This is a genomic window from Gemmatimonadaceae bacterium (genome assembly GCA_035533015.1).
Lineage (GTDB): Bacteria > Gemmatimonadota > Gemmatimonadetes > Gemmatimonadales > Gemmatimonadaceae > JAGWRI01.
Genome location: DATLUQ010000044.1, coordinates 76,178 through 94,901, shown reverse-complemented (window position 1 = coordinate 94,901; position 18,724 = coordinate 76,178). Strand labels below are relative to the sequence as shown.

The following is an 18,724-nucleotide window of genomic DNA, read 5'->3' as shown; positions in this document are numbered from 1 at the left end:
ACGTAATGCGCCACATGCCCGTCGAGTGCGACGGGCGCTGACCATCACGGCACGGCGGGTCCCAGCACGCGGCCGTTGGGAAACGTGGCGATCACACGCAATCCCCCGGCGCGGACGAGCGCGTCGGGCAACGGGTAGCGGGCGTTGCGCGCCGAGAATGCAAGCACCACGCCGCCGCGCGACGCGAGCGTATCAGCGAAGGCGCGCAACGTCGCCGGATCATCCGCCTCCGGTAGGCCGCGTGCCGGCCGCCCGAGGTAGAAGTAGCCCAGGCTGGGCCAGTTGGAGTAGAGCGCGTAGCGCGCGCCGTCGTTGCGAGTCCACTCCAGCATCGCCGAGCGACGCCACGTTTCATGGGCAAGTCCCGCGCCGTACTCCAATGCTTCGTGCGCTTGGCGCCACGACGCTGCCGCCGCCGCGCCGCCCCACACAACCAGCAGCACCGCCAACACCACCCGCGCCGGGCGCACCGCCAAACGCCACCAATTGGCCGCCGCCACCGCGAACGCCACCGACGCCAACATCACCAACGGAGACAACAGCCGGTAGTCGAACACGATCTGACCGTTCGCGAACAGCCGCGCCCCGATAAGCACGGCAGCGTACGATCCGGCCAGGAGCGCCGAGTCCGCGAGCACGCGCGCTGCAATCAACTGCGGAACCGTTCTCGAACTCTGCGTCGACAGCCCCTCGGGCAGCAGGCGCCACAGCCGATAGGCACGGCGGCTTCCACTCACCAGCATCGCCACCACGCCGACCGCCGCCAGGAGGGCGATCCAACGCCCCCACCACACCGCGTGCGACCTGGGCACGAGCCAGCGCGTCAGCGTGGCGCCGCCATTCGCGAGGGCGTGCGCCAGCCCCGGATATGCGCCCAGGCGCGGTCCGATAGCTGCCCCGACGCCGTGCGTCGAGACACACCACGCGGCGGCGAGCAGCACGCTGGGAAGCATCGCGAGCGCCGTGTGCTTCACGCGCACCCGCCATGTGCCCCGCCGCCCGAGCGTCCACACCACCACGGCAATCACCGCGCCGATACCCGCGTACTGCACCAGCAGGGCGGCACCGGCGCACACCCCCGCGGCCAGCGGCTGTTCCGGCATCGCCACCATGGTCGCCAGGGTCAACGCCAGGCACGCCAAGAACAGCGGTTCGCTCAACACGAAGAGGTGCACGTTCACCAACGGAGGCGTCACCAGCAGGGCGAGTCCGAGCAGAACTGCCGCACCGGCGCCGACGGCATCCCCCACCATCGCGATCAGTGTCGCCATGGCGACGAACGCCGACAGCGCTTCGACCAGCCGCGCCGCCTGCACCGCAGGAAACCCCATCGCCACGGGGAGCGCGAGCGCGGCCGAATAGCCCGGAGGATAGCCCGCCAGGCTCGAACTGCTGTCGGCCGAGAACCAGGGGGCCACCGGCGCGCGGAACCCGTCCCCTCGCGCCACCGATTCGGCGGCCCCCAGATAGGATGCCGACGATTCCTGCAGGCCGGGACCCGGCGGTTCCGTCACGAACAGCACACCCGAAAAGGCCACACTCGCCATGACCAGCGCCGTGAGGCGCACGGCAAACAGCGAACTCCGCCAGATCGTGGTGGCGTCGCGACTGAGACCGAGGAGAAACTTCACGCCGACAAACATATGCCAATGACGACGATTAGCCGAACCAATTCGTCTTGCCTTTTCGGGTTTTGTTCGGTATATCTCCGCAATCACCCCACCGCCATGGCGCGCCAACTCTCACTCTTCCCCGACGCGCTCACGCGCGAGCGCGTACTTCCCGCCATCGGGCAGCAGAGCGACATCCGCTACTTCGCGACCCGGGCACGCAGGGTGCTCAACGATCCGACCACGACCGGCTTCGACGGGTTCTGGTCCATCAACCCCTACGTGGGCTGCGCGTTCGGGTGCGCGTACTGCTACGCCCGCTACGCCCACCGGTACGTGCTCGAGCGCGCCCTTGCCGCCGACCCGTCGCACCCCCCCCTCCAGCACATGGCGCGGGAACTGCCGCCGTGGCTTGCGTTCGAGCGGGCAATCGTCGTCAAGCGCAACGCACCCGACGTGCTGGCGCGCGCGCTCTGGCATGGCCCCGAACGGCTGGCCGACCTGGCGCGCGGCCACCGCATCGTCATCGGAACGGCCACCGACCCATACCAGCCGGCGGAACGCCGGTTCCGCATCACGCGCGGAATCCTCGAGGTCCTCGCGCAGCATCCCGGATTGCACGTCATCATCATCACCAAGAGTCCGCTGGTCACGCGCGACGTGGACGTTCTCGCCAGCGTCGCCCGCCACTCGCAGATCGAGGTGCACGTATCGCTCATCACGGTGGATCGCGAGCTGGCCCGGCGCTTGGAGCCGCGGGCGCCGACGCCGGAAGCGCGGCTGCGCGCCGTCGCGCGGCTGCACGCGGCCGGCATCCGTGTGCGGGTGAACGCAATGCCGGTGTTGCCGGGCATCACCGACGGGACTGCGCAACTGGATGAGCTCGTGGCGCGCGTGACGGCGTCGGGCGCCGATTCGATCGTGGCCGGTTCGCTCGCGCTCCGCGCCACGGCACGGCAGCGGTACCTTCCGTTCATCGAGCAGGAGTTCCCCGCCCTCGCCCTGCGCTACCGTGCCACCTTCGCCCGCTCTCACATGTTGGGCGCGCGCTACCGCGCTGGGCTCAAGGCCACGATGCGAGTGCTCTGCGCGCGCCACGGCCTGGCTTACGGCGACGGTGACGAGGTGGCCGGCCCGCCGGCCGCGGAAGCACACGCCACGCTCCCGGGTTACGCGCCCTCGCGAGCTGCGCGCCGCACCCAGTAGCCGTCGTCGGGAATCAGCACGTCCAGGTGGCGGGCCGCAGGCCCGCCCTCACGCGAGTAGTCGGCGATATGGATGGCCGCCGTCCGCACCACCGTCCCGTCGGCTTCTTCGAGCCGCAGCCCCAGCGCGTCGCGTGATTGGTGGTACCGCTCGAGCTTGACGGCGTCGGCCACGGCGCCTTCGGCCGGCGGCACCGCGTCTGCGAACAGGCGGAACACCGGTTCCACCAGTTCGTACCCGATCCCGGGGCGGAACGTCCCGCGAGCCCGGCCTTCGCCCGGCCACGCCAGTTCCAACTCCGAATAGCCGATCACGACACCGGCTAGCCGCACGATGTGGCGCACGCGACTCGGCGGCGGCGCATTGAAATGAGGACTCACTCGTTTCCCGACTTCTTGATCGCGGTGGTGTCCGGCGCCGGATGCAGGATTCTGAACAGGAATACCTGGCTCACCAGTTGCCGCACCTTGCGATTGGAGCGGATGGCCGGACGGAAGCGCATGTATGGTAATGCTTCGCGCACCGATCGGGCGAACCCCGTATCCGTGGCCCCCATGATCACCAACGAAGCCGTGTCAGCGAGCCCGGTCGTGTCCACGATGTAGGTGGTCGCCACCGATCCTTCAATGTGTTTGGCGAGGAGGGCCGGCGGATAGGCCGGCGCCGCACTCTCCGGATACCGCCGAACGGTCGAGTCCACGTCCAACGCCGATGCCACGGAGTCCTCATTCCATGCCGTCTCTTTCACCGGCACGATCACGGGCCTGTGGCCGTCACCCGCGTCCTGCAACGCAGCGACCGCCCGCCGGCTTGGCTGCGGCTTGGCAAATTCCATGTTGTCCTTGGGCGACAACAGCACGAAGTGGAGTGTTTCGGTGGGGCCGCGCGCCGGAAGCATGCGGTCGGGGGGCGGCAAGAACTGCACCTCCTGCGCGATCTTCTCCTTCAGCCGCTGCGGCGCGCCAAGCGTGCTCACGATCGCCGCGAAGATGACTCCGCCGTGGACCGCGGCGCTCACCGCTGCGCTGCTGGCGAGCCGCGAGGGCTCGGCATATGTGGCCATCCACAACCGCATCATTGGACCTCCCGTGCATTACGCCCGGGGCGCCACTGGGCCGTCCTCCTACTCTACGCGGTTTCGGGCAACCGCAGCAAGTACGGAAACGGTGAACTTGTGTTCGGCCCCGCCGAGCGGCGGCTGGTCCTCGCCGCTATCCCCTTGATGTCACGGCAGGTAGCGCTCGCGGAGGATGCGCGCATGATGCCGTTCGTGCCCGGCCGCCACGTACGCCAGCGCGCGCGCCGTGACCGGAACGCCGTTGGCCGACCCGGCGCGCCGCGACTCCTCGTCGCTCATCGCGCGGAACAGGGAGACGGTGGCAGCGCTCACGGCCGCGTACTCGGTCAACAGATCGCTCAACGCCCGCCGGTCGAACTGCCCCCGCGCGACGTAGGCGTCCTGGTCGAATCCGGCGAGTGGCGTCGCGTCGCCCCGCGAGATGCGCAGCGCCCGGTACGCGAAGATCCGTTCGGCGTCCGCGACGTGCCCCACCACCTCCTTCACGCTCCACTTGTCCGGCGCGTACCGATGCCCGGCCCGTTCGTCGCTCAACCCCGAGAGCAGCGCCGTGAGATCGCGGGCCTGCTGCTCGAGCACAGCGACCACGTCGCCGTCGGGGACGCCGTTCACGTACCCGGCATAGAATGGCGCGAACTCGTCCGGGGCCGGACGCTGGATGGTGCTCATGCCGAAACTCTCCCTGCTTGACGTGAGGTGGAGCGCATTCCATGCCCTGCGCTCAGAAATCGGTCGCCTGGACGATCACCGCGGGCGCACTCTCGCCGCCCACGCGATCTACGGCAATCAGGCTTACGGCATCGGCGTTCCCGAAGCCATCGGCCAAGGTATACTCGCGCGCCGTGCCCGGTAGGATGACGCTCCGCCATGCACCGTCCACGCGCGCCTGCAATACCCACTGCCACGGCACCCGCTTCCCCCCGGGCGTCAGGTGTGCCACCAGGGCTCCCGTCCGCGGCGCACGCGCCAGCATCACACCGGGGCGTGCCGGCGTGCCGGCGCTCAACCAGGGAAAGTCGGGTACGAGCGCCGGCGCGGCGTACGGACCGGCGAGCAACCGCTCGTCGAGACTGTCGGGATCGCTCAACAGGGCCGCCATGCTGAAGAAGATGTCGCCCGAGGCACCCGGCTCCTCACGGGTGAGCCGGATCTGATCGAGAATCTCCGCCGATGGCCACACTTCGCTTCCGCCGGCCGTGCCCGCCGCGCGCGCCGCGTAGTTGCCCGCCCACAGATTGCGGCTCTTCGTGTTCTGGTTCACCCACCAGGCGAGCAGATCGGCGTAGCTCTGCTGGGGCCGCGCGATGGGCCAGTACAATTGTGGTGCCAGATAGTCCACCCACCCCTCGGCCAGCCACTTACGCGAATCGGTGAACAACTTGGCGTACGCGTCGAATCCCCGCACGCCCGGCGGATTGCCAGGACGCCAGATCCCGAATGGACTGATGCCCACCTTCACCCAGCGCTTCTCGCGCTTGACCGCGACGTACAACTGCTGCACGAACAGATCGACGTTGTGCCGGCGCCAGTCGTCGCGGTCGAGTTTGCCGCCGCGTGCTCGATACGCGCGGAACGTCGCCCCGTCGGGGAACGGCACTTCTTTGCCGCCCTCCATCACCGGGTACGGATAGAAGGTGTCATCAAGGTGCACGCCGTCGATGTCGTAGCGCTTGACCACGTCGAGGATCACACGAATTGCCTGGTGCCGTGCCTCGACACTGCCGGGATCCATCCACAGATAGCGTCCATAGTGATGGACGACGCGCGGATCGCGACGGCTCACGTGGCTGCGCGCCGCAGGGCTGTCGTCTCCGGGATAGCGAGCGCGAAATGGATTGAACCAGGCATGGAGTTCCAACCCCCGCGCGTGCGCGGCCCGCACCGCGAAGGCGAGCGGATCCCACGGGGGATCGGGGGCCCGGCCCATGCGGCCTGTGAGGAACGACGACCACGGCTCGAGCCTCGACGCATACATCGCGTCGGCCGACGGCCGCACCTGGAAGATCACCGCATTGAGGTGGAGCGCCGCCGCGCGGTCGAGGATCGCCGTCAACTCGGCCTGCTGCTGCGCGGTGGACAGACCCGGCGCCGAGGGCCAATCGATGTTGCCCACCGTCGCCACCCAAACACCGCGGAATTCGCGGGCCACGGGCGGTGGCGCGACCGTCGTGGTAGCGGACCACTCGGCGGTGACCGGCAACGGCCCGGCACTGCGTTGTCCCGCCACCGGCGGGGCGGCGCCGACCAGTGCGCCAATCACGATCGCGACGGTACGGATTCTCGACATGCGTGCAACCTAACGCGCCACCGCCGGTTGTCATCGCACGATGTCCCGGACTAGGTTCATGCGGAGCGCCAGAGTATTGTTCAGGAATTCCGCCACGATCCGATCACTGATATGGCCAGACAGCGTCCCAAATCAGCGAAGAAGCGAGGCGTCAAGCGGGCCCGGCCCAAGGGCGCGGGCTCTGCGTACTACGTGCAGCCGGGCAAGCGCGGCGCGGTGATCGTCCTACGGAAGGCGTGCGGCAATCGCGCCACGCCCAAGGTCTGCGGCGTGATGCCGAGCCGGGGCCACGCCAAGGCACTCGTGCAGCAGCTGGAGCGCGCCGAGTCTGCGGTGAACGATCTATTCTACGAAGCCACCGACGACGGCATCGAGGCGCTCGAGGCCGTGCTCGCCGCGTGCCGCGACGCAGTGCTCAAGAAGCTCCCCGTGTCGGCCGCACGCGCCGAGGAAGTGCAGCGCGCCGGCAATTCCGATCAGGTCTCCGACTTCCCCACCAACCCGGCACTCTGAGGCATTAGCTCACGGGCGGCGGGCCCGCCGTTCCGGAACGCCGATCCGGCGGCGCCGGGGGAGCGAACCCCGTGAAGTGCCCCGTGTGGTGCCAGGTGGCGGTGTCGTGCATCTCGGCCGCGTCCCTCGCTACCCGCTCGATCTCGCTCAGCCGCGAGATGTCGATGCTCTCGGACCCATCGGAAGCCCGCGGATTGTAGATGTTCACGAACTTGGCTCCCACTGCGATCTCATCGGCTCGGTACGACGTGCGGGCATGGACGGTCTGCGCGAACGTCTCGTCGATGGCGCTCAGCAGGATCAGGAACTCGGTCTCGCACGCCTGGAACTCCGACTCCGTGAACCCCCACATCGGGCTCGATTCGTCGATCGGGTGCACCACTGTCCACGCCAATGGAAAGAACACGACGTGCGTGCGCTCCAGCTTGAGCTGATCGTACACTCGTTGCCTCGCCCCCTGTCGCTCTTCGATGCGGCTGAACAGCACTTTCACATCGAGCTCGATGAGCTGGTTGGAACGCCCGTTCACGAGGCGGAACATGAAGCCCGTGCGGCCACGATACGGCGCCACCACGGCGCGCGCACTGAATAGCACCCGCGCCGTGGGCCGCGCGAACCGCGCGAAGAGGACGCCGGTGCTGACCGCGAACCCGAGCAGACCGACGATTGTTTCCAGCGTCACCAGCAGATTCGCCGGTAGTCCCATCGGCACCACGTTGCCGTAGCCGATGGTGGCAAAGGTGTGCACGCTGAAGAAGAACGCCCGCAAGAACCCACCACCCATCGTCGATGCCGCCGTACCCATCAATGCGCCCGGCCCGCACGCCGAGTATGCCAACGCGAACAGCACATTCACCACGAGGTAGCCGCCCACGAGCAGCCCGATGAACTGCGGCCAGCTGAGCCCCAGCAATGCATGGTACAGGCTGAGCGACGACAGCCGTGGCAATCCATCGCGCCGGACGTTGAACGATCCGTCGCGATTCAGCAGCCGCTGGGTGTTCGCTTGGCCGACGACGGTCCCGAACCCAAGATCCTTTGGTTCCTCCGCCGCGGTGAGACGTGGCTCGGCCGTCGTCATTGCTTCAGCTCCTGGGGTGGTGAGATTCGGCCGGTTGGCGAATCGGCCGAATGTAGCACCGGGTCAGGCCGCTTTCCACGCGCGGGCGCGGCGTGGAGTGCGCTTTCTGCCAACGGCCCTCGTCCGTAAGTTGAGGCGAATGCTCAGGAGGCGAGGCGTGGTGCGAACGGTGACGGGAATCGCGGTCGGGTGCGCACTGGCTTTCGTGCTGAGCGCGATGGCTGATGCCGTGGTGTTCCACGGGGGCCCGCCGGAGGCTCTCCCGGTGCTGCCGCTGGCGGCGTTCTTGCTGGTGATGAATGGGCTAGCAGCCATCGCTGGCGGGTACACCGCGGCGGCCCTCGCCCGCCGGCGTCCGCGCACCCATGGTCTGGCAGTGGGGATATCGTACGTGCTCCTGATGCAACTCGCGCCGCCGTCGCTGACCAACCTCGCGTTTCCTGCGGCGGCGCAGCCGCTCTGGTTCACAGCCGCCAGTATGGCCATTGTGCTGGCGGGAGCTGCCCTCGGCGGCGCCGCGCGAGACGAGAGCGGACGCCAGCGCGCGTAGGCAGCGTCCGCTTGCCCCCGCGAGGTGTTGCAGAATCCGGTCCGCGCAATAGTTGTGCTCTAGTGTCCTAGAGCACTAGATTTGCACATGCACTTCGAACTCCATCCGAACGACCGTCGCCCTCTCTTCCTCCAGGTCGCCGACGCGGTTCGTGCCGCCATTGCCTGCGGCGACTTCGCGCCCGGCGATGCACTGCCTCCGATCCGCACGCTCGCCACCCGGTTCGGGGTCCACGCCAATACGATCCTCCAGGCTTACCGCGAGCTCGCCGCAGGAGGTGCCGTGAAAGGTCGGCGCGGCGTAGGCACTTTCGTAAACAGCCGTCCACTGGGTGACGCAGAGCGCCGAGTTCTGGCCGATGACGTGGCCGAGCGTGCGCGGAGCGACGCATTCGCCCACGGCCTCACCTCGAGCGAGCTCGCAGCTGCGTTCGACCGGGCCGAAAGGCGGGCCCGCAATCGCGAGCCAGACCCCGAGCGTCAGGAATTCATCAGAAATTCGAGGTCTCCGGGAGTGTCCACGTCCGGCGGCATGGGAAAGTCGAACTCCACATAGGCGACCCGTGCGGGATCGGCTTCCACCACAGATCGGGCCCCACGATCACCGGTGAGCGCCTCCAATTCCGGGAACACAGCCCTGGAAAAGACAACTGGAAGTCCTTGATCTCCACTGTATTTTGGCGCCACTATAGCAACATCAGTGCCACCAAAACGCGCTATTAACGCCGGAATTACTTCATCGTGTGTAATTGGCTGGTCGCCAAGCGCGATCAGCACTGCCACCGCGTTCGACGGCACGGCCGCGAGGCCGGCGCGCAGCGACGAACTCAGCCCATCGTCCGGCCGGGGGTTGGTCACGATCTGGACGTCGAGCCCGGCTAACGCTCGCCGCACGGCTGTCGCACCATGCCCCACCACCACGATCGTGCGCTCGGGACCGGCGGCAAGCACCCGCTCGACGCTCGCCCGCACGAGCGGCTCACCCCGCACCGGCTGCACCAGCTTCGGCGAACCAAACCGCCGCGCGGCGCCCGCGGCGAGCACCAGGGCAGCGATCACAGTACCGTGGGGTCGCGGCCAGCCCGTATGGCTACGAGTTGGGCGGCGATACTCACCGCCACCTGGGCCGGGGTGCGAGCTCCAATATCGATGCCGATCGGGGCATGAATCCGATCCAACTCCTCCGCGGCGAACCCTTCGTCGGCCAGGAATCCGCGTAGCGCGGCTATGCGTTTACGGCTCGACATGAGGCCGATGTAGCCTACCGGGGCGCGCAGCATGTGTCGCAGCACCGGAAGTTCGAACTTGTAGTCGTGTGACACGATCACCACGAAAGTGTCGGCCGTGGCCGGCAGTTCAGCGGCGATCGCACCGGGATCGCCCACCCGGATCTCGCTCGCGCCCGGGAACCGCTCGCGCGACGCGTACCGCGCCCGGGGGTCCACGACCACCGTGTGCAGCCCCAAATCCCCCGCCACGCGCGTGAGCACCGCGGCCACCTCGCCAGCGCCGAAAATAGCCACCGTGAGCGGCGGCGCGAATGCTTCGACGAAGTAAGCCGCGCCGTCGGTTTCGTCCACGACGACGGCGGGGGCACCGCTGGCCTTCACCAGCGACGCGAGACGAGCGTCGCGCGCCGGGTCGCCGAGCGAGCCTCGGCTGCTACCATCGGCATCGAGCACGAGCCGTGCCGAATCGCCGGAGAGCGCGCGGACGACGAGTGCGCGGCGGCCCGCGGCCACCATCTGGTCGGCTGCGGCGTACGCCACGACAACCGGATCGGTGGCCGACCCGCTGCCCACGGGCTCGACGAGTAGTCGCACATTTCCGCCGCATGCGAGCCCGAGATCCCAGGCTTCCTCGTCAGCGAGCGGAATGTCGAGCAACTCGGCGTAGTTCGATGCCAGCACACGATCGGCCGTCTCGGCGGCGCGCGCATCCAGACACCCGCCGATGGTCACCGAACCCACGATCTGTCCCGACTCACCAACAAAGGTCTTGGCGCCGACGATGCTTGAACTCGACCCGGTGGCCGACACGAGCGTGGCCATGGCCAACCGCGGCTCGCAGCGGCGGAGTTCGTCGAAGCGGGCGAGCGTGGGATGCGTCACGGCTCGGGCCCATATCCCATGGCGTCCAGCCAGAGGCGCCGCACCTCACTCGCTCCCACGGCGTTGGGGTCGAGCGGCGAGCGGCGCCAGTACCAGCGGTCCTTCTCGTCGGCGCTGGCGCCGTGACCCAGAAAGTGGGAGTGCAGGTCTGCCAGTCGAGCACCGGGGGTTCCGGCGGCGATCGTGCGAATTCGGGCGTTCACGACGTCGAGCGCGGCGAGCGGCACCGGTCGCGTGGCAGCATCCACTCCCGGCATGAGGGCCGTGCCATCGGAGGGATCGCAGACGGTGGCCAGCAGGAGCATCCCCGTGGGGCGCGCGCGGCGGATGGCATCGACGAGGAACTCGTAGGCTTCGCCGATGTCGTGCGCCGCCTTCCGCGCTATCGCGAGACTCGGACGGCGCACGAGCAGGCTCATGAGATCGGCCGCGCCGATGGTGAGGGTGACGAGCGTGGGCGCTTCGCTCGCCGCGACCATGGCGAGTTGGTCGCCGAACACATCGCCGATCGTTGCGCTTTCCGCGACGAGCGAGTGGAATGCAAGGTCAGGGTTCACCGTCGTGAGGTCGAGGCCGGCGAACTCGGGCCACCGATCGTCGTCGTTCCGGTACAGCAGGGCCGCCGCGCCGAGGGGTGCGACGTCGCCGGCTCGGGGCTCGCGCTCGAGCGCTACTGCGACACTCGTAGCGCCTGCATCGAGCGCCGGAAAGACATCACCGGAAAACGCGTCGCCCAAGGCGACGTACTCGGCAAACTCCACGTGCAGGTTCTCCCTGCCGGACGGGGCCGGCGGCGATTCACACCTCGGCGACGAGGCCGCGTGTGGCGAGGATGCGCGCCACCGTTTCGCCGATCTTATTGTTCGGCGTGCTGGCGCCCGCGGTAATGCCGACCCGCACCGGACCGCCGGGCAGCCAGCCGGCCCGCTCGGCTTCGTGGTGGTGGATGCCGACGGTTCGGAACTGAACCGTGCCCGCCTCGGGATCGATGCCGGTGGCGGTATCGATGTGGTACGTGGGCACGCGCTCGGCGCACAGCGCGGCCAGTGAGATGGTGTTGCTGGAATTGAAACCGCCGATCACGACCATGGCATCGAGCGGTTCCTTCAGTAGCTCGGTCACGGCGTCCTGCCGCTCTTGGGTGGCGCTGCAGATCGTGTCGAACGTACGGAAGTCGCGCTCACGGGCGTCGGCGCCGCGAGCCCGTGCGATGGCGGCGCCCACCGCCTCGCCGATGGCCAGCGACTCGCGGGCCAGCATGGTGGTTTGGTTGGCGACGCCGATGCGCTGCAGGTGGCGCTCGGGATCGAACCCGGACGAGATCGAAGCGCGGAAGTGATCCACGATGGTCGCCGCATCGACGGAGCCCTCGATGTAGCCGCACACCAGTCGGGCGTCTTCCATGTTCCGCACCACCAGATACTGGCCATCGGGGTACTTGCTCACCTGCGACGCGGTGGCGCGGGTTTCCTCGTGGAAGTACTTGCCATGGATGAGCGCCGTGAATCCGTCGCGCGCGTAGCTCTCGACGCGCTTCCAGACGTTGAGGACCGAGCCGCAGGTCGTATCCACGAGGACGCAGCCGACGGCGCGCAGCGCCTCGAAATCGCCGATCGTGACGCCGAATGCCGGCATGATCACCACGTCATCGGCGCGCACGCCGCTGAAGTCGAAGCCGCCGGGGCCCGGCATCAGGATCTGGATCCCCATCTCGCCGAGGCGCGCGTTGACGTGCGGGTTGTGGATGATCTCGCCGACGAGGTAGATGCGTTTGTCGGGAAACTTGCGGCGGGTCTGGTACGCGTATTCGACCGCGCGCTCCACCCCGTAACAGAAGCCGAATTCGCGGGCCAGTCGGATCGTGACGTCGCCCACCGTCAGCGTGTAATCGTGGGCGCGCATGTAGTCCACGAGGCGGCCGTCGTAGTCGGACGCCAGATCGCCCAGGACTTCGGTCTTCAGCCCGAAGCCTTTCCGGTAATACGTGGGAGCGTCTGAGGGCGTGCCCATGGGAGGAAATCTAGCACGCCGCGGCAGCCGGGCCTATTCTGACCCGACGCTTGGTTGCGATGCCGTTTTCAGCAGCCGCCAGCGGCGGCCACGGCCGTCCGGCGGGCTGCACCCACCCCGCCATATCAAAAACCTAATTGTTTAGACCGCCGCCCAGTATTCCGGCGTGAGGAACGGCGCCAGAGCGTAGGCCACGAGCGCCTCGTACGCCGCCTGCCGGTCCACCAACCCGGCCGTCAGGATCCCCACCGCGCCGGCCCCGCGCTTGGTGTCGTGCTCGCCGGTGAGCCGGTCCATCGCGTGGCCCAACTCCAGCCCGCCGCGCACCGCGTTGGCCACCACCGGCGGCAGCGGCATCGCCAGCGACCCGCCCACCCCCCGGCGCCCGTCCCGCGAAACGACGGCCGCCCAGGCGCACGTCCGCATGGCGCCGCCCGGCTCCTCCACCACCCCGCCCTCGATCCCCACGCCGAGATCGGCGTCGGCCGCCGCCAGCGCGGCGCACGCGCGCGCCACCGCCCCACGAATGGTCTCGTCGTCGCCCACCGGCTGATCGCGCACCGACGACGGCACCGCGCGCCCGTCGACCGCGGCCTGGCACCCGGCACGCGACAACACCGCGCGAACGGCATTGATCTTCACCGGGTTCGTGGACCCGACGGCAACCCGGTGGACCGTCGAGAGCGGCGCTGGCGTGACACGTGGCAGCATGCCGAAACTTGCGCGCTGGGGCCGGATCTCGTCAGTGTTCTCCTCCTCGGCGCCGGCGTGTCGTGTGTGGCGCCGATCCCCCCACGCGGCACCTCGGATGTCACGACCGACACGAACACCGACGCGTGCATCGAGCGCCCTCATCCAGTCGACCCATGCGCGAACTGCTCGAGTCCGCCCTCGCCGGCCGCTACGTCATTGAACGGGAGTTGGGCAAGGGCGGCATGGGTGCGGTGTACCTCGCCCAGGACCTCCGCCTCGAACGCCCCGTCGCGATCAAGGTGCTCCCGCCCGAGTTGGCCGTCCGAGAGGAGTTGCGCGAGCGCTTCCTGCGCGAAACGCGCGTGGCCGAGGGGCCGGCGCCGCGATAGGCCGCGCGGTCGATCGCCGTGTCCCTCGTCGCCTCGCGCTTCCTTGCCCGTCCGGTCCTTCCCCCGCATGTTTGTCCCGTCATTCGGCCCGTTCCGCCCCCGTGAACCCTCCGTCCGCCCGCGCTCCTGTTACCCACGCGCCTCCCGCTCGCGGCGAGGCGTTCGTGTTCGTGGCCGAGCGGCTCTGGCTCGACTTCGTGAATTCCGAAGCGACCGCGACGGATGCCGACGCGCTCGAGGACTTCGAAGGCTTGGTGCACTGGCTCGAACGGGCGGGCGTCATCGACGCCGACCGCGGGGCGGGAATGCGCCGCCGTGCGCAGCAGCAGCCGGCCGGCGCAGCCGCCGCCCTGGTCGACGCCCGCCGCGTGCGCGCCGCGCTCCGCACGCTCGCTGAGGGCGGCGCCCGCGTCCCCGGCGAGCGCGCCGAAGCCGTGAGTGAGATCAACCGGGTGCTGGGGCGAAGTGCCGGCACGCGGCGCCTCGAGATGCGCAGCGACGGCACTTTCGCGCGGTCATTCGTGCCGGGAGGCGACGCCTTTGCCGGACTCATGATCCCGCTCGTCGAATCGGCCGCCGATTCGCTGATTCACGCCGAGTTCTCGCGCGTGAGGCAATGCGCGGGCGCACAATGCCGCCGCGTGTTCTACGATGCCACTAAGAACCGCGGCCGCCGGTGGTGTGACATGGCGACGTGCGGCAATCGGGCCAAGGCAGCGCGCCACCGGGCCCGCCGCAAGGGCTAGCGACTCCGGCGCGGGCCGCCGCCGCGGCGCCCGCGTCCCTTGCGTCCACCGTCCCCGCGGCGCCCGCCATCGCGGCGGTCGTCGCGCCGCACTTCACGGCGTATATCGTGGTCGCCTGCCGGTGTACGAGGTCGGGCGAATGTATCCTCGCCGGGGCTGAACGGCCGCGCCAGCAGTTCCTGCAACTCGTCCAGCGACGCCGCGCGCACCGCTCCGCGCTTGCCGCGGGTGACCACGAACCGCAGTGGCCGGTCGAGAATGGGCAGCTCCTCGGCCACCAGCGTGCGCGCCATCTTCTCCGGCAAGCGCAGGCGCGCCACACCCAGGGGGCCGTCAGGCGCGTCCTCCACGTCGTAGTGGATCTCCACCGGCTGTCCCCGCAAGTCGAGGCGCGCCGGCAGCGCCGCCAGCCGCCGGCGCTCGTCGGGGCTCACAAAGTCGTCAGCGTCGAGGTGCAGCGGGACGCGCTGAAAGTCCCGCATCGCGTGCACGTCGGCCAGCTGCCGGGCGTAGAACGCGGTCAGCTCCGCCAGCCCCAGCCGCGGGGTGCGGCCGCCCGAACGGCGCCACGCCTCGCGTACGCTCTCAATGGCCGCGTGATTGCGCCGAGCCGCCGGATGCCGCGATTCGCCGCGCGCCACCGCGTCGGCGAGCAGGGTCCGCGCGCGGTCCGCCAAGGCGGGCGGAAATTCGTCGACCTCTTCGGTGTCTCGTTCCAACTCGAAACCGAAGTAGTCCACGCGGCGCACGAGCACCAGCGTCCCCTGCCGGTGACGTGGGTCGTACGCCAGTTCGGGCTCGCTGCGCGTGGCGTATTGCCGGATGAGATCGGAGGGGATCTGCGTGCCCTCGATGCCGGCGCGCGGTACGCCGAACTTGTCCGCGAAGTACCGCAGCTCCCCGGCGATCGCGCCCCAACTGCCGCACACACTCGTCTTGGAAACCCGGGCCTCGTCGCCAGCCGCGGTGCGCTCGTCGATCACGAGGGTGAACGGCATGAACCGGCCCAGCAGTTCCTGGAACCGACGGAGCACGGCATCGCCGGCCCGAGGCAGGCGGTCGGGTAAGGCCACGCCCACCGACCGATACACGCTGGCCATGCCCAGCGCGGCATCCTCGATCGACTTGACGAGCACGCCGCGCCGGTCGGCCCACGCTTCCAATCCCCCCTCGTCGAAGCGGTGCCGCGGCAGCCCGTAGACCTCGCCCACGTATCCGGCCCGCGCGAAAGCCTCGGCGTACACGTTGTATGCCGTGAGGTGGTCGCTGCCGGCCACCACCAGGCCCGCCAGATCACGCTCCTCGCGCGTCATGCGGTGCAGCGATTCCACCGAACTCATCACGGCGAGGAACGGTAGGAGGTCGTCCTCCGCATTGACGATCAGTTCGGCCCACGCCCGTTCGACCGGCATCGCCTCCACCGCGCGGCCGTACGGCGTGAGCCGCCCGTGCTCGACCACGCCGCGGCGCTCGAGCAGCGCCACGGCCTCCCGATAGGCGGTGCGATCGAGCGGCACGGGCAGGTCGAGTTCGTCGGCGCGCACCCCCAGTGCCGCGCAGGTGATCGCCACGCGTTCCGAGTCCCCGGCCAATTGGAACTCGGGCTCGGTGGGGCGCAGCGAGGCGAAATCGACGTCGCGGTCGGACAGGATGTAGACGCGCCCGCCGGCCACGCGACCGTGCACGCGCCCCGCCATTTGCAGGATCTCGTTGGCTCCCAGATGCCGTTGGGTGAGCACGTTCCGCCCGCGGTCGATCAGGTTGGCAAAGCGCACGTCGTCGATGATCACCGTGTCCAGCCCATGGATGTTGAGCGCGCTCTGGCCCGCCGCCGTCATCGCGAGCAGGAACGGCTTGCGTTCGCTACCGTCGAGGAACGGTCGAATCACGCGGATGGGCTCGCCGCCGTGGTAGAAGGCGACGTTCATGCGCGGCGAGAGTTCCGAAACGCGCGCCGCGGCTTCTTCCACCCCCCGCCGCGTAGGCACGAATACACCGACGCCGCGCCGCTGCTTCTGGAACTGCTGCACCGTCCGGAAGTCCAGAAAATCGCGCAATCGCCGGTTCACGACACGCACATCGGCCGCCTTGTCGGGATCGAACGCGTACACCTCGAGCACGTCGGCACTGTCCAGGTAGTGCGCGTAGAACGACGGGTCGACAGTGGCGGAGAGCCAGACGAAGCGGCAGCCCGTGCGTTTTCCGAGTGCCAGGCACAGCTCCAACTCGGCCGACGTCTGGTGGATCTCGTCGACGACGAGTGTGTCGCCGGCCAGGATGTCCCCCGCCTCGAACCAGCGGCGGGCGATGCCCGTCGTGACGATCACGACGTTCCAGGTGGGCGTTTCGGGGGTCGCTTCGCGCTCTCGGTTCACCACGCCGACGTGCAGTTCCGTGGTGCCGAGCAGCTCCTCGGCAATCGGCCGCACGGCAAGGGTCTTGCCAGTGCCCGTGCCCGCGACGATCCCGAATCCGCGGCGGGCGCGAGCCAGTTCGCGCACGCGCTCGCCGTGGTGTTGTTCGAGAAACGTCTGGATATGGAGGCCGAGCGCGATCTCGATCGTCTCGCAGGCGGCGCGCGTGGGCGCGATTATGATCACCCGCCCCGTGGGCGGCTCGGCGCGGACGAAGGCGTCGTGATCGGGCGGGAGCGAGCGATCGTGGACGGGGCGTGTCACGGAGGCGGAAGCTGCACGCAGGTGCGCTCCGCCGGAACCCCGGGGGCGCTCAGACCGTGGATTTGCGAGTGCTGGCGTTCGGGGGCATCACGCCCGTCGAGTCGGGCTTGTGGCCCGGCGGCCGGTGGGCGTCGGGATTCTTCTTTTCATTGGCCGCCCGCTTGCCGGGTGAATTGGCGTCCGCCGACTTGGGCTCGAGCGACTTGGGTAGCGGTGCCAGGCCCTTGAGCGGCGAGTCGGCGGCGGGATCGTCGGCGCGGGTCCGGTGGCGGTTGGAGTCGGTGCGCACGTAGTCGTCGCCGAACAGCACCCTTCCCTTGGAGGGTCGATTGCGCAGCGCCGACGCGCAGTCGGTGGGTGCCGGCTGCCGGTCAGGCGGGACGCCGTCCACCCACACGCGGCACATGCCGGCGGGGGGGCGCAGGTTGTCGGGCACTGACTGGCCGTCCGACCGGGGCCGCTGGGCCTGGGCGGAGGACGCGATCAGTACGCCGACGACAATGGCGATGGTGCGGGGTGAGATCAGCGACTTCATGGACTGTGGGGACGACGAATTCAATACTGCGGCACCAGAACGACGACCGTCCGGGCAGCAAGTCATACACGGACTGGGGGCCGAGGTTCGCACCGGAGTTCGGTCCAGGCGGCCGATCTCCTAAACCCAATCTCACCCGGGTTAACGGGCGGGTCAGTCGCCGAAACTGATCCCAGTCGCTCGCGCCGTCTGGACCACGTCGTGATCGAGTTCCACGCGTTTGGGTCGAGCCAGCGCCTCGACGATGGGAATGGTCACGATATGGGGTGACTGGAGCGCGACCATGTGCCCCCACTTTCCATTCGCGACGGCGACTACGGCGGCGCCGCCGAACCGGGTGGCGAGTACGCGGTCGTAGCCGGTGGGCTGGCCGCCGCGTTGGAGGTGGCCGAGCACCAGCGAACGCGTTTCCTTGCCGGTGCGCGCTTCAATGGCGCTGGCGACGATTTCGCCGATGCCGCCCAAGCGGCCCTCGCCGCCCGATTCGCTGCGTTCGCGCACGTAGGGGGTGCCGCCCTGCGGGAACGCGCCCTCCGCGGCCACGACGATGGAGAAATGACGCCCCGCACGGTCGCGGCTGCGGATCTTTTCGCACACGCGCTCGATGTCGTAGGGGATCTCCGGGATGAGGATGACGTCGGCTGTTCCGGCGAAGCCGGCGTGCAGTGCGATGAATCCCGCGTGGCGGCCCATCACCTCCATGACCATCACACGGTCGTGGCTCTCGGCGGTGGTGTGCAGGCGGTCGATCGCTTCGAGGGCCGTGGTGACCGCGGTGTCGAAGCCGAACGTACTGATCGTGCCGCTCACGTCGTTGTCGATCGTCTTGGGGACGCCCACGATATGGAGGCCCTTCTCGTGCAGCCTGTGGGCCAGGTGGAGCGAGCCATCGCCGCCGATGGCGACGATGGCGTCTATCCCGAGTTGCCGGGCGTTCTCGATGAGCTCGGACGAGCGGTCGGCCTCGATCACCGAGCCGTCCGGCTGGGGAATGGGCCAGGAGAAGGGATTGCCGCGAGTGGTCGTGCGCAGGATCGTTCCGCCGAGGTGCGCGATGCCGCGCACGGAATCGGCATTCAGGGTGACCACATCGTCCTCTCCGAGCAGTCCGAAGTAGCCCCGCTTGATGCCCAGCACCTCCCACCCGCGGTCGAGGGCCGAGAGGACGGCGGCGTGGATGACGGCATTGAGACCCGGGGCGTCTCCGCCGCCGGTGGACAGGGCGATGCGCATAGGGA

At 68.9% G+C, this 18,724-nt stretch carries 20 protein-coding genes; 5 read left to right on the top strand and 15 right to left on the bottom strand.

Annotated elements, in window-relative coordinates; translation table 11 throughout:
• Nucleotides 1-44: 44 nt before the first annotated feature.
• Nucleotides 45-1,631 (bottom strand): hypothetical protein, encoded by a 1,587-nt coding sequence (locus VNF92_08425; protein HVA57902.1) that lies wholly within the window; start codon nt 1,629-1,631, stop codon nt 45-47.
• Between the two features lie 96 nt (nt 1,632-1,727).
• Between VNF92_08425 and VNF92_08420 the strand changes: the two genes are divergently transcribed.
• Nucleotides 1,728-2,816, top strand: a complete 1,089-nt coding sequence (locus tag VNF92_08420; GenBank protein HVA57901.1) for a radical SAM protein — start codon at nt 1,728-1,730, stop codon at nt 2,814-2,816.
• Here VNF92_08420 and VNF92_08415 read toward each other — a convergent pair.
• From VNF92_08415 to VNF92_08400, 4 genes are all read right to left on the bottom strand, one after another.
• Nucleotides 2,780-3,160, bottom strand: coding sequence for a hypothetical protein (locus VNF92_08415; protein ID HVA57900.1), 381 nt, complete (start codon nt 3,158-3,160; stop codon nt 2,780-2,782). The two genes, VNF92_08420 and VNF92_08415, sit on opposite strands and share 37 nt — an antisense overlap.
• Nucleotides 3,161-3,192: 32 nt before the next feature.
• A complete protein-coding gene (locus VNF92_08410; GenBank protein HVA57899.1) occupies nt 3,193-3,894 on the bottom strand; it encodes a hypothetical protein in 702 nt (233 codons plus the stop codon).
• Nucleotides 3,895-4,041: 147 nt separating this feature from the next.
• Nucleotides 4,042-4,563, bottom strand: a complete 522-nt coding sequence (locus VNF92_08405; GenBank protein ID HVA57898.1) for a DinB family protein — start codon at nt 4,561-4,563, stop codon at nt 4,042-4,044.
• A gap of 52 nt (nt 4,564-4,615) precedes the next feature.
• On the bottom strand, nt 4,616-6,181 hold the full coding sequence (locus VNF92_08400; protein HVA57897.1) for a family 10 glycosylhydrolase: 1,566 nt from the start codon (nt 6,179-6,181) through the stop codon (nt 4,616-4,618).
• Nucleotides 6,182-6,292: 111 nt separating this feature from the next.
• Here VNF92_08400 and VNF92_08395 point away from each other — a divergent pair, with 111 nt between their 5' ends.
• Nucleotides 6,293-6,694 carry a hypothetical protein gene (locus VNF92_08395; protein HVA57896.1) on the top strand — a complete coding sequence of 134 codons (402 nt, stop codon included), beginning with the start codon at nt 6,293-6,295 and terminating at the stop codon, nt 6,692-6,694.
• A gap of 4 nt (nt 6,695-6,698) precedes the next feature.
• On the opposite strand, the gene VNF92_08390 is transcribed toward VNF92_08395, so the two are convergent.
• Nucleotides 6,699-7,775: an ion channel gene (locus VNF92_08390; GenBank protein ID HVA57895.1), complete on the bottom strand. Its 1,077-nt coding sequence runs from the start codon at nt 7,773-7,775 to the stop codon at nt 6,699-6,701.
• A gap of 139 nt (nt 7,776-7,914) precedes the next feature.
• Between VNF92_08390 and VNF92_08385 the strand changes: the two genes are divergently transcribed.
• Entirely contained in the window at nt 7,915-8,325 is a 411-nt protein-coding gene (locus tag VNF92_08385; protein ID HVA57894.1) for a DUF3792 family protein, read from the top strand.
• Nucleotides 8,326-8,400: 75 nt separating this feature from the next.
• Here the strand turns inward: VNF92_08385 and VNF92_08380 are convergent, their stop codons facing one another.
• The 6 genes from VNF92_08380 to yjjX form a co-directional block, all read right to left on the bottom strand.
• A complete protein-coding gene (locus tag VNF92_08380; GenBank protein ID HVA57893.1) occupies nt 8,401-8,724 on the bottom strand; it encodes a hypothetical protein in 324 nt (107 codons plus the stop codon).
• Between the two features lie 80 nt (nt 8,725-8,804).
• Entirely contained in the window at nt 8,805-9,383 is a 579-nt protein-coding gene (locus VNF92_08375; GenBank protein ID HVA57892.1) for a nucleotidyltransferase family protein, read from the bottom strand.
• A complete protein-coding gene (locus tag VNF92_08370) occupies nt 9,380-10,435 on the bottom strand; it encodes an XdhC family protein (protein ID HVA57891.1) in 1,056 nt (351 codons plus the stop codon). Before VNF92_08370 ends, VNF92_08375 begins: the two co-directional genes overlap by 4 nt.
• The gene (locus VNF92_08365) at nt 10,432-11,196 is read right to left on the bottom strand and encodes a GDSL-type esterase/lipase family protein (GenBank protein HVA57890.1); all 765 of its coding nucleotides are present in this window, start codon (nt 11,194-11,196) and stop codon (nt 10,432-10,434) included. The genes VNF92_08370 and VNF92_08365 overlap by 4 nt, the downstream gene beginning before the upstream one ends.
• Nucleotides 11,197-11,233: 37 nt before the next feature.
• Nucleotides 11,234-12,445: a 4-hydroxy-3-methylbut-2-enyl diphosphate reductase gene (locus VNF92_08360; protein HVA57889.1), complete on the bottom strand. Its 1,212-nt coding sequence runs from the start codon at nt 12,443-12,445 to the stop codon at nt 11,234-11,236.
• Between the two features lie 141 nt (nt 12,446-12,586).
• The gene (gene yjjX, locus VNF92_08355) at nt 12,587-13,156 is read right to left on the bottom strand and encodes an inosine/xanthosine triphosphatase (GenBank protein HVA57888.1); all 570 of its coding nucleotides are present in this window, start codon (nt 13,154-13,156) and stop codon (nt 12,587-12,589) included.
• Nucleotides 13,157-13,311: 155 nt separating this feature from the next.
• Here yjjX and VNF92_08350 point away from each other — a divergent pair, with 155 nt between their 5' ends.
• Together VNF92_08350 and VNF92_08345 are read left to right on the top strand one after the other, a co-directional pair.
• The gene (locus VNF92_08350) at nt 13,312-13,527 is read left to right on the top strand and encodes a hypothetical protein (protein ID HVA57887.1); all 216 of its coding nucleotides are present in this window, start codon (nt 13,312-13,314) and stop codon (nt 13,525-13,527) included.
• A gap of 101 nt (nt 13,528-13,628) precedes the next feature.
• Nucleotides 13,629-14,273, top strand: coding sequence for an ABATE domain-containing protein (locus tag VNF92_08345; GenBank protein HVA57886.1), 645 nt, complete (start codon nt 13,629-13,631; stop codon nt 14,271-14,273).
• On the opposite strand, the gene VNF92_08340 is transcribed toward VNF92_08345, so the two are convergent.
• The 3 genes from VNF92_08340 to VNF92_08330 all read right to left on the bottom strand — a co-directional run bounded on the left by VNF92_08340 (nt 14,270) and on the right by VNF92_08330 (nt 18,719).
• Nucleotides 14,270-16,951 carry a DEAD/DEAH box helicase gene (locus VNF92_08340; protein HVA57885.1) on the bottom strand — a complete coding sequence of 894 codons (2,682 nt, stop codon included), beginning with the start codon at nt 16,949-16,951 and terminating at the stop codon, nt 14,270-14,272. The two genes, VNF92_08345 and VNF92_08340, sit on opposite strands and share 4 nt — an antisense overlap.
• A 49-nt stretch (nt 16,952-17,000) precedes the next feature.
• Nucleotides 17,001-17,486 (bottom strand): hypothetical protein, encoded by a 486-nt coding sequence (locus VNF92_08335; GenBank protein HVA57884.1) that lies wholly within the window; start codon nt 17,484-17,486, stop codon nt 17,001-17,003.
• Nucleotides 17,487-17,639: 153 nt separating this feature from the next.
• The gene (locus tag VNF92_08330; protein ID HVA57883.1) at nt 17,640-18,719 is read right to left on the bottom strand and encodes an ATP-dependent 6-phosphofructokinase; all 1,080 of its coding nucleotides are present in this window, start codon (nt 18,717-18,719) and stop codon (nt 17,640-17,642) included.
• Between the last annotated feature and the right edge of the window lie 5 nt (nt 18,720-18,724).

What these genes read in the sequence shown, in the direction of transcription:
- VNF92_08420 (HVA57901.1), top strand. Translation starts at nt 1,728, where the DNA reads ATGGCGCGCCAACTCTCACTCTTCCCCGACGCGCTCACGCGCGAGCGC.
- VNF92_08410 (HVA57899.1), bottom strand. Translation starts at nt 3,894, where the DNA reads ATGATGCGGTTGTGGATGGCCACATATGCCGAGCCCTCGCGGCTCGCC.
- VNF92_08405 (HVA57898.1), bottom strand. Translation starts at nt 4,563, where the DNA reads ATGAGCACCATCCAGCGTCCGGCCCCGGACGAGTTCGCGCCATTCTAT.
- VNF92_08400 (HVA57897.1), bottom strand. Translation starts at nt 6,181, where the DNA reads ATGTCGAGAATCCGTACCGTCGCGATCGTGATTGGCGCACTGGTCGGC.
- VNF92_08395 (HVA57896.1), top strand. Translation starts at nt 6,293, where the DNA reads ATGGCCAGACAGCGTCCCAAATCAGCGAAGAAGCGAGGCGTCAAGCGG.
- VNF92_08390 (HVA57895.1), bottom strand. Translation starts at nt 7,775, where the DNA reads ATGACGACGGCCGAGCCACGTCTCACCGCGGCGGAGGAACCAAAGGAT.
- VNF92_08385 (HVA57894.1), top strand. Translation starts at nt 7,915, where the DNA reads ATGCTCAGGAGGCGAGGCGTGGTGCGAACGGTGACGGGAATCGCGGTC.
- VNF92_08360 (HVA57889.1), bottom strand. Translation starts at nt 12,445, where the DNA reads ATGGGCACGCCCTCAGACGCTCCCACGTATTACCGGAAAGGCTTCGGG.
- yjjX (HVA57888.1), bottom strand. Translation starts at nt 13,156, where the DNA reads ATGCTGCCACGTGTCACGCCAGCGCCGCTCTCGACGGTCCACCGGGTT.
- VNF92_08350 (HVA57887.1), top strand. Translation starts at nt 13,312, where the DNA reads ATGCGCGAACTGCTCGAGTCCGCCCTCGCCGGCCGCTACGTCATTGAA.
- VNF92_08335 (HVA57884.1), bottom strand. Translation starts at nt 17,486, where the DNA reads ATGAAGTCGCTGATCTCACCCCGCACCATCGCCATTGTCGTCGGCGTA.
- VNF92_08330 (HVA57883.1), bottom strand. Translation starts at nt 18,719, where the DNA reads ATGCGCATCGCCCTGTCCACCGGCGGCGGAGACGCCCCGGGTCTCAAT.